Origin of the sequence: Methanoregula sp. (assembly GCF_003170075.1) — an archaeon.
GTDB lineage: Archaea > Halobacteriota > Methanomicrobia > Methanomicrobiales > Methanospirillaceae > Methanoregula.
Genome location: NZ_PMZU01000010.1, coordinates 1 through 2,578 on the forward strand (window position 1 = coordinate 1; position 2,578 = coordinate 2,578).

Here is a 2,578-nt window from a genome sequence, read left to right on the forward strand (position 1 = left end):
AAGATACACTGTTGACAGTATATATTTTGTATTGAATTATTTTATAATTTGTAACATTCTGTTTTTCTAATTTGTCGTCTGAAGGAATATTTTACGTGATCCGGCATGCGTTTTCCTTGGAGATAATCGAAAAAGTCTAGTACGCCGCTTCGGTAGGTATTTAGCGTGTTACCCAGATATCTCTGTAGAAAACTGGCAATAAGCATCGGAGGTGAAGTTTTGCCAGTCTGTTGCGCGCATACTATGCCCGACTTGACGGTCTTTGAAGATGTCATACAAAGCATTAGTCATATAGGGGCATGTGTAAGTTGCGATGTTATGTCCGCAACTAGTAACAGTTAACGCTAGTTATGTTCGAAGGTGTCCTTCCCGCAATAATTACTCCTTTTAAAAGTAATTCCGCGATGGACCTTGACATTCAGGGTCTGGAACGAAACATTGAGTACCTGCTGTCCTGTGGGATCCATGGGATCGTACCCTGTGGCTCGACCGGCGAGTCTGCAACGCTCACGTTTAAGGAGCACGAGAAGGTTGTCGGCGTCACCATTGACACGATCAACGGCAAGGTACCCGTTCTCGCAGGCACGGGTTCAAACAATACGGCGGAAGCCGTCACCCTTACCAAAGCGGCAAAGGACTCCGGTGCCGATGGCGTGCTCGTCATCAGCCCGTATTACAACAAGCCCAACCGTGCGGGGCTTGTCAAGCATTACACGAAACTGGCGGACCTCGATATCCCGGTGGTTATCTACAACGTGCCCGGCCGCACGNNCCCTATTACAACAAGCCCACGCAGGAGGGCCTCTACCAGCATTTTCTGGCGCTTGCCCGGACCGTCGACCCGCTCCCTGTTTGCGTCTACAACGTGCCCGGCCGCACGGGCCAGAATCTCGAACCCGACCTGATAGCCGAGCTCGCGCAGCTCCCCGGTATTGTCGGGATTAAAGAGGCCAGCGGGAACGTCGGCCAGGTTTCGCGGATCATCGAACTGACGCAGGACGAGGATTTTGCCGTGATCTCCGGGGATGATAATCTCACCCTTCCGATCATGGCGCTTGGTGGCACAGGTGTGATCTCGGTCGCGGCAAATGTGGATCCGAAACGCATGGTTGCCATGTGCGAGGCAGCTGGTAAAGGCGACTGGAAAAAAGCGCTTGCCCTGCACTATGCCTTATCCCCGCTCTTCCGTTCGATGTTTATCGACACCAATCCCATCCCGGTAAAAAAAGCCGTAGAACTTATGGGCATGGCAGGTGGTCCGGTCCGGCTGCCGCTTGACAATCTTGATGAGAAAAAAACCGCCGACCTCAAAAAAATCCTTGCCACCATACCGGCCGCAAAGAAACTGGCAGGTGCCGGATCAGCCGGAAAGAAAGAAAAACCGGTTGTGAAAATTACCCGGCGGTGATCCGATAATGGTTAAAGTTGTTGTCTGCGGTGCCTCCGGCCGTATGGGCCAGACTATCGGAAGAATGGTCAAAGAATCACAGGATCTCGAACTTGTCGGCGGGATCGATCTTCGTCCGGGGACCTTTTTCGGGGTCGATATTGTTGCGACACAGGAAATCGAGACGCTCCTTAAAAGTAAAAAGCCTGATGTGCTGATCGATTTTACCATTGCACAGGCTGCTGTAGGGAATGTGAAAGTGGCGGCAAGGAATAACGTTGCGCTCATTGTCGGAACGACCGGCTTTACCCCAGAACAGCACAAAGAGATGGCGGCAGCCATTGAGAACCACGTGCCCGCAGTGATCTCGAGCAACTTCTCAGTCGGAGTCAATATTTTCTGGCAGCTCGTGCGGGAGGCAGGAAAACTGCTCGGGGATTATGATATCGAGGTAATCGAGGCGCACCACCGGAACAAGAAAGATGCCCCGAGCGGCACGGCAAAGACGATCCTGCAGATCCTCGATGAAGAGGTCGGTTCGCGCAAAAAACTCTACGGACGGGAAGGCATGATGGAACGCGGGAACGAGATTGGCGTCCACGTGATCCGGGGAGGGGACATTGTTGGTGATCATTCGGTGATGTTCTCGAAGAACTTTGAGACGATCGAACTCTCCCACCGGGCGTTCGACCGTTCGGTCTTTGCGAGCGGTGCGGTGCGGGCGGTGCGCTGGGTTGTAGGTAAAAAGCCGGGCATCTACGGCATGAGCGATGTTCTTGGCCTGCAAAAAAAATAATCTGGCATTCCGGTTGACAACTGTACAAATCGAAACCTATTTTTTGTCTTTAATCGCATTATTACGATGGAGTGAATAGTTTGGTAGCTGTTGTTGATACAACAAAATGTACCGGTTGTGAAACCTGCGTGAGCGAGTGCCCGGCATCTGCGATTTCTTTGGAGAACGAGAAGGCCAAGGTTGACAAGGATATGTGCGTAGACTGCCAGACATGCGTGGATGCCTGCCCTTCTGAAGCGATCCATATGGAATAAAAATTTCACAAAGGTTTCTTTTTTATACGCCTGCACGGGTATTCAGCGAGAGAAGAACACCAACGGCCGGCGAGGTGGGGTATATCATTTTAATCCCTACGTAGCTGTACAGCCGGTAAACCTCTCCCGATTTTTTATATG

At 51.4% G+C, this 2,578-nt stretch carries 3 protein-coding genes and 1 pseudogene; all 4 read left to right on the top strand.

The features are described 5' to 3' along the window. Positions 1–350 precede the first annotated feature (350 nt). Positions 351–749 (top strand): annotated as a pseudogene (locus QZN75_RS00790) (dihydrodipicolinate synthase family protein); the annotation flags it as partial. A 68-nt stretch (positions 750–817) separates the two neighbouring features. Beyond that, positions 818–1,408 (top strand): dihydrodipicolinate synthase family protein, encoded by a 591-nt coding sequence (locus QZN75_RS00795; protein ID WP_394339480.1) that lies wholly within the window; start codon positions 818–820, stop codon positions 1,406–1,408. Positions 1,409–1,415: 7 nt separating this feature from the next. After that, positions 1,416–2,183 carry a 4-hydroxy-tetrahydrodipicolinate reductase gene (gene dapB, locus QZN75_RS00800; RefSeq protein WP_292423493.1) on the top strand — a complete coding sequence of 256 codons (768 nt, stop codon included), beginning with the start codon at positions 1,416–1,418 and terminating at the stop codon, positions 2,181–2,183. Positions 2,184–2,263: 80 nt separating this feature from the next. Further along, positions 2,264–2,437 (top strand): 4Fe-4S binding protein, encoded by a 174-nt coding sequence (locus QZN75_RS00805; RefSeq protein ID WP_292423497.1) that lies wholly within the window; start codon positions 2,264–2,266, stop codon positions 2,435–2,437. Positions 2,438–2,578: the final 141 nt, after the last annotated feature.